At 71.7% G+C, this 6,623-nt stretch carries 6 protein-coding genes; 5 read left to right on the top strand and 1 reads right to left on the bottom strand.

Annotation, left to right across the window (positions count from 1 at the left end; all coding sequences use genetic code 11):
- Positions 1 to 394, bottom strand: a 394-nt coding sequence (locus tag IF37_RS0120160; RefSeq protein WP_063886400.1) for a DUF192 domain-containing protein, incomplete at its 3' end; no start/stop codon positions are given.
- Between the two features lie 39 nt (positions 395 to 433).
- Here IF37_RS0120160 and IF37_RS0120155 point away from each other — a divergent pair.
- The 5 genes from IF37_RS0120155 (at position 434) to IF37_RS0120135 (ending at position 6,505) form a co-directional block, all read left to right on the top strand.
- Positions 434 to 1,363 carry an LLM class flavin-dependent oxidoreductase gene (locus IF37_RS0120155; protein ID WP_079165811.1) on the top strand — a complete coding sequence of 310 codons (930 nt, stop codon included), beginning with the start codon at positions 434 to 436 and terminating at the stop codon, positions 1,361 to 1,363.
- Between the two features lie 53 nt (positions 1,364 to 1,416).
- The gene (locus IF37_RS0120150) at positions 1,417 to 2,202 is read left to right on the top strand and encodes a methyltransferase domain-containing protein (RefSeq protein WP_030744343.1); all 786 of its coding nucleotides are present in this window, start codon (positions 1,417 to 1,419) and stop codon (positions 2,200 to 2,202) included.
- Positions 2,203 to 2,931: 729 nt separating this feature from the next.
- On the top strand, positions 2,932 to 3,705 hold the full coding sequence (locus IF37_RS0120145; RefSeq protein ID WP_030744340.1) for an isoprenyl transferase: 774 nt from the start codon (positions 2,932 to 2,934) through the stop codon (positions 3,703 to 3,705).
- 349 nt (positions 3,706 to 4,054) lie between these two features.
- Positions 4,055 to 5,380, top strand: coding sequence for a PhoH family protein (locus tag IF37_RS0120140; RefSeq protein ID WP_030744337.1), 1,326 nt, complete (start codon positions 4,055 to 4,057; stop codon positions 5,378 to 5,380).
- Between the two features lie 405 nt (positions 5,381 to 5,785).
- On the top strand, positions 5,786 to 6,505 hold the full coding sequence (locus IF37_RS0120135; RefSeq protein WP_030744334.1) for a transglycosylase SLT domain-containing protein: 720 nt from the start codon (positions 5,786 to 5,788) through the stop codon (positions 6,503 to 6,505).
- The last annotated feature ends 118 nt before the right edge of the window (positions 6,506 to 6,623 follow it).

Here is a 6,623-nt window from a genome sequence, read left to right as displayed (position 1 = left end):
CCCCGTCCGCCCCGTCCGCCCCGGCCTCGACCTCCACCTCCACCCGTGCCCCCGCCCGCACCCCCCACCCCGCCATCGCCCCGGCCGCCGCCTCCAGTACGTGCCGCGCCCGCAGGCGCGGCAGGCCCAGGCGCCCCGGGGCCATCGTGCGGACGGCGACGACCCGCAGCCGGCGGTCCAGATAGGCCACGTCGATCGGGATGCGCATCCCGAACGTGTGCACCCCGCTCGCCGGTGACAGCAGCATCGCCCCGTCGACCGAGTCCCGGCCCAGCAGTCCCCTCGTCCGTGCCCGGTAGGAGGCCGAGATCTCCAGCGGGACGGCGCGGCCGAGCACCTCGCCGGAGGCCGTCCGCACGGTCAGCCGTCCCCGCCCGTCCCGCCAGCGCCCCATGTTCCGTCCTCCCCTTCCCCGGCCGGCCAACTCGCCGGGATGGTAATCGCGTTGCCCTTTCCCGTTCTCCCCACCAGGAAGGACGCCATGACAGCCCTCGGCGCCGTGTTCCGCCCCCAGCTCCCTCCCGAGCGGCTGCGCGCCGTCGCCCGCCTCGCCGACGACGTGGGGCTCGACGAGCTGTGGCTGTGGGAGGACTGCTTCCTGGAGGGCGGGGTGTCCACGGCCGCCGCCGCGCTCGCCTGGACCGAGCGGCTGCGGGTCGGCATCGGGCTGCTCCCCGTGCCGCTCAGGAACGTGGCCGTCACCGCCATGGAGGCCGCCTCGCTGGAGCGGATGTTCCCCGGCCGGGCCGTGCTGACCGTGGGCCACGGAGTGCAGGACTGGATGGGGCAGGTCGGTGCCCGGGCCGCCTCACCGCTCGGCCTCCTCGGCGAGCACCTCGACGCCCTGCGCGCCCTGTTGCGCGGGGAGCGGCTCAGCGTGCGCGGGCGGTACGTCCGGCTGGACGAGGTCGCCCTCGACTGGCCGCCGGAGCACCCGGTCGAGGTCCTCGCGGGCGCCACCGGGCCCCGTACGCTCCGGCTCTCCGGCGAGAAGGCCGACGGGACCCTGCTCACCGCCGCCACCCCGGTGGACGGCGTACGGCGGGCCCGGCGGCTCGTCGAGGAGGGCCGGCGGGCGGCCGGACGCGACGGCCGGCACCGGATCGTCGTCTACCTGCTGACCGCCACCGGCGCCGGCGCCGACGCCCGGTTGCGCGCCGAACTCACCGCCCAGGGACTGGAGTCGGTGCCGGACGTGGGGGTGGCCGGGGACGCGGGCGCGGTGGCCGAGGCGGTACGGCGGCTGGCCGGGGCCGGAGCGGACACGGTCGTCCTGCAACCGACGGCGGACGAACCCGACCCGGAGGGCTTCGTGCGCTTCACCGCCACGGAGGTCCGCCCCCTCGTCCCCACAGAGACGTGAGGGACGTGAGGGACGGAAGGGAAGGGGCGGCTCCGCGCTGCGATCATGACCGTATGACCGGGAACCGCTCCTTCGAGGACCTCGTGGCCGAGGGTGTCGCCGTGCCCACCGAGGGGTGGGACTTCTCCTGGTTCGAGGGGCGGGCCAGCGAGGCCCGGCCGTCGTGGGGGTACGCCCGGTCGGCGGGGGAGCGGCTGGCCGGGGCCGAGGCCGTGCTCGACATCCAGACCGGCGGCGGGGAGGTGCTGGACTTCGCGCTCGGGCGGGCGGAGCCGCGGCGGCCGGCGCTGGTGGCGGCCACCGAGGGCTGGCCGCCGAACGTGGCGAAGGCCACGGCCCTGCTGCGGCCCCGCGGTGTCGTCGTGGTGGCGGCCCCGGACGACGCCCCGCTGCCGTTCGCGGACGAGGCGTTCGACCTGGTGCTCAGCCGGCATCCGGTGCGCCCGCACTGGGACGGGATCGCCCGGGTGCTGCGCCCCGGCGGGACGTACTTCGCCCAGCACGTGGGACCCGGCAGCGTCTTCGAGCTGGTCGAGTACTTCCTCGGGCCGCAGCCGCCGGAAGTGCGCCGGGCCCGCGACCCGGAGGAGGAGCGGGCCGGTGCCGAGGCGGCGGGGCTGGTGGTGGCCGGGCTCCGGGCGGAGCGGCTGCGGATGGAGTTCCACGACATCGCCGCCGTCGTGCATTTCCTGCGCAAGGTGGTGTGGATGGTCCCGGGTTTCACCGTCGAGGCGTACGAGCCCCGGCTGCGGGCGCTGCACGAGCGGATCCGGCGGGAGGGGCCGTTCGTCGCGCACAGCGCCCGGCACCTTTTCGACGTGCGCAAACCGGACCGCTGACGAAACCGGCGGACCGGGGGAAAGCGCCCGGACCGCCCGGATTCGACGGGGTGTTTTCCCGGCAGTTTCCCGGGGGTTTCCACATCGTTATCGAGCGCTGTGCTCCCCATGGCGCATCGGGCGCGTAAGTTCAGACCAACGAAATTCGCGCGAGCAAAACAATGCGCGTGGTGTCGTGTGATGGGCGGCCGGTGCGGTGCCGTGGAGCGGCCGGTTCGGCGCTCTGTCGCCGAACCGGAACGGTCAAGTCGCCGTTCGCCGGTCGGGTAGCCCATCGGGGGGACCCGGGGGTGACATGCCGATGTACCCCCAAGATGGCGTAATCCTTGCGAATCCTTTCGTAACCGATCGAATTACCTGGGAATCGGCTGTGGACCGGCCGTGAAACTCCCCTGAATCGCGCATTCCGCGTCCACCGGGGCGTCGTCGGGTGATTCCGGAGAGTAGTTGTGGCACGCCGATGCACCCACCATCCCTTACGAAGGGTTATGGTGGAAACCCCCCCTCGGGCCGGTCCGTCTCCCCCCCACGGACCGGCCCGTTTTTCTTTCGCGGACTTCCGGAACCGCTCCGCCCCGGCCCCGCGTCTCCCGTCTGCGGGGACGCGGCCCGCATGCGGCATACGGCTGCGCCGCGTGGTCAATCCCCGGGCCGAAGCAGGCCGCCGGCAGCGGTAGGCTCAACGGCTCCGACTCCCCCTGCCCCGCGCCCAACCCCCCGGAGGGTCACGTGAACCTGCGCGACAAGCTGCGCGGTCTGCTCGTCAGGCTCTACGCACGCCGGGTGGAAGGCCACCTGGACCACGCTCAGGTGCCCAAGCACATCGGCGTCATCATGGACGGCAACCGCCGCTGGGCGAAGGCCTCCGGCTCCAGCGCCGTGCACGGCCACCGGGCCGGTGCCGACAAGATCGAGGAGTTCCTCGGCTGGTGCACCGAGACCGACGTCGAGGTGGTCACCCTGTGGCTGCTCTCCACCGACAACTTCGACCGCCCGCAGGAAGAGCTGGTGCCCCTGCTCGGGATCATCGAGGACGTCGTCCGCACCCTCGCCGCCGACGGCCGCTGGCGCGTCCACCACGTCGGCACGATGGACCTGCTGCCCGCCGGCATGCAGCGCACCCTGAAGGAGGCCGAGGAGGCCACCGCCCACATCGACGGCATACTCGTCAACGTGGCCATCGGCTACGGGGGCCGGCAGGAGATCGCCGACGCGGTGCGCTCCATGCTGCACGACGCCCAGGACAGGGGCGTCTCGCTGGAGGACCTCGCCGAGTCCGTCGACATCGACATGATCGGCCGCCACCTCTACACCGGCGCCCAGCCCGACCCGGACCTGGTGATCCGCACCAGCGGTGAACAGCGGCTGTCCGGATTCATGCTCTGGCAGACCGCTCACTCCGAGTACTACTTCTGCGAGGTCTTCTGGCCCGCCTTCCGCAAGGTGGACTTCCTGCGCGCCCTGCGTGACTACGCCGCACGTCACCGCCGCTTCGGCGGCTGACCCGTCCGGTCCCGCCCCGTCACCGCCCGGTGACGGGGCGTTGTCATGCCCCGTGATTCGTGCGGACGTAACAAGGAGTTCACCGGTCCGCTGTTGGCCGCATTTGCATGGCGGCGAGTGTTCGAGGGCATGAATCAAGCAGGTCGACACCCGAACCACGGGTGTCGGATCTCAGCGGGCGGCTCGGGGCCGTCCGCCCGGGAGGCCCTTTGCACCAGCCCGACCGTGCGGTCTCGGCACGGAAGCAGCCGCGGAGGGCCGGTCCACGGCCCGCCGCGCGCGGGGGCCTGAGACCGGTCCAGGATCACTTCGTCGCTCCCCGACCTCATCCGAGGGGGTACGTCCTTCCGTGGTGACCAGTACAAAGCGCCACAAGCCCGACCGGCGCACGTATGTTCTCGACACCAGCGTCCTGCTGGCCGACCCGAACGCCCTGACCCGCTTCGACGAGCACGAGGTCGTGCTCCCCATCGTGGTGGTCACGGAGCTGGAGGCCAAGCGGCACCATCCCGAGCTCGGCTACTTCGCCCGCCAGGCGCTGCGCCTGCTGGACGACTACCGGGTGAAGAACGGCCGCCTCGACGCCCCCATCCCGATCGGGGAACTGGGCGGGACCGTCCGGGTCGAGCTCAACCACTCGGACCCCAGCGTGCTGCCCACCGGCTACCGGTTGGGCGACAACGACTCCCGCATCCTCGCGGTGGCCCGCAACCTCCAGGCCGAGGGATTCGACGTCACCGTCGTGTCGAAGGATCTGCCGCTCAGGATCAAGGCGTCCTCGGTCGGCCTCCTCGCCGAGGAGTACCGGGCCGAGCTGGCCATCACGGAGAACTCCGGCTGGACCGGGATGAGCGAACTCACCCTGCCGGGTGAACAGGTCGACGTGCTCTTCGAGGAAGGACACGTGTACGTCCCGGAGGCGGCCGACCTCCCCGTGCACACCGGCCTGACCATCCAGTCCGAGCGCGGCAAGGCGCTCGGCCGCGTCACCGCGGAGGGCACCGTCCGCCTGGTGCGCGGCGACCGGGAGGCGTTCGGCATCAAGGGCCGCAGCGCCGAGCAGCGCATCGCGCTCGATCTGCTGCTCGACCCGGACGTCGGCATCGTCTCGATGGGCGGCCGGGCCGGCACCGGCAAGTCGGCGCTGGCGCTCTGCGCGGGCCTGGAGGCGGTCCTGGAGCGCCGGCAGCACCAGAAGGTGATGGTCTTCCGGCCGCTGTACGCCGTGGGCGGCCAGGAACTGGGCTACCTGCCGGGCAGCGAGGCGGAGAAGATGAGCCCGTGGGCGCAGGCCGTCTTCGACACGCTCTCGGCGGTCACCAGCCGCGAGGTCATCGAGGAGGTCACCGCGCGCGGGATGCTGGAGGTCCTCCCGCTGACCCACATCCGCGGCAGGTCGCTGCACGACGCGTTCGTCATCGTGGACGAGGCGCAGTCGCTGGAACGGAACGTGCTGCTCACCGTCCTGTCCCGGATCGGCGCCAACTCGCGGGTGGTCCTCACCCATGACGTGGCACAGCGGGACAATCTGCGCGTGGGCCGCTACGACGGTGTCGTCGCCGTGGTGGAGAAGCTGAAGGGACATCCCCTTTTCGCCCACGTCACGCTGACTCGTTCCGAGAGGTCCCAGATCGCGGCGCTCGTGACCGAAATGCTGGAGGACGGACACATCTGATCCGACCCGTCCGGCCCAGCCGTTGGCGCCGTCCGGCAAAGGCGAAGAGCCTAGCCGGGCGGCGCCGTCACGCGCGGGATTTTCCTGAAATCCTTTGGGCCAAACGAGATGTGAGCTTTCACACGCAACACAGAATTGCCACGCGGCGTCCGGTTACGGCAGAGTCTCGTTCCTGTCAGGCCCCGCATACGACACAGCTGTACCCCCAGCGGTATCGCACCACAGGCGTCACACCAACTCCATAGAGTCCGTCGTATGCCGCCCGCGCACTACGCGGCGCTCCCCGAGCGGGAGTTGCCCACCGGGCCCGTGCCTCCCGTGACCGTGCAGTTGGGAGGCCAGTGGCAAGGGGCACGATCGCGTCCGCCAGGGTCACCGAAGCGGGCGATGCTGGAAGGAAACCGTGTGAGCCGGATTTCGGTCCGGGGATTCGCAGTGGCCTCGGCCACCGCGGTCACCGCCGTCGGAAGCGTCGTCGGAGTTGCCTCGGGCAGCGTCGCGCAGAACAACAACGACGCCGAGGCGATGGCAGCCGACACCACGCTCCTCGCGGACATACCCGCGGGTCAGCAGGCGCAGGTGCAGACCGCGTCCCTGACGCAGCAGGCCGACGCCCAGGCCATCGCCGCGGACGCGAGCGCCAAGAAGGACGCCGAGGAAGCGGCCCGCAAGGCTGCCGCCGAGACCGCGATCGCGAAGAAGGACGCCGCCGAGAAGGCGGCGGCGGCCAAGGCCGCCGCGGAGGCCAAGGAGCGCGCCGAGGCGAAGGCCGCGAAGGCCGCCAGCCGCGACGACGTCCGCGACACCGCCAGCTTCCCGGTCCAGGGCAGCTACTCCGCGGCGCAGATCCAGGCGATGGCGCGTCAGATGGTGGCCGGCGGCCAGTTCCAGTGCTTCAGCAACATCGTGGACCACGAGTCCAGCTGGAACTACCAGGCGGTCAACGCCTCCTCCGGTGCCTACGGTCTCTTCCAGGCCCTGCCCGCCGGCAAGTACGCCTCCGCCGGCGCCGACTGGCGGACCAACCCGGCGACCCAGATCAAGTGGGGCCTCAACTACATGAACGAGCGCTACGGCAGCCCCTGCCAGGCATGGTCGTTCTGGCAGGCCAACCACTGGTACTAGGCCACCCGCTCACCTAGGCCCCGCGCAGCCCCTCCCCGTCCCCGGGTGAGGGGCTTTCGCACTGTACGGTCGTATCGGAACGACTCCAGGGGAGTGGTGGCGAGCGCCCGGGGACGCG

Source organism: Streptomyces sp. NRRL S-31, assembly GCF_000718775.1.
In the GTDB taxonomy this organism is placed as follows: domain Bacteria; phylum Actinomycetota; class Actinomycetes; order Streptomycetales; family Streptomycetaceae; genus Streptomyces.
This window is presented reverse-complemented; position numbering and strand designations above follow the sequence as displayed.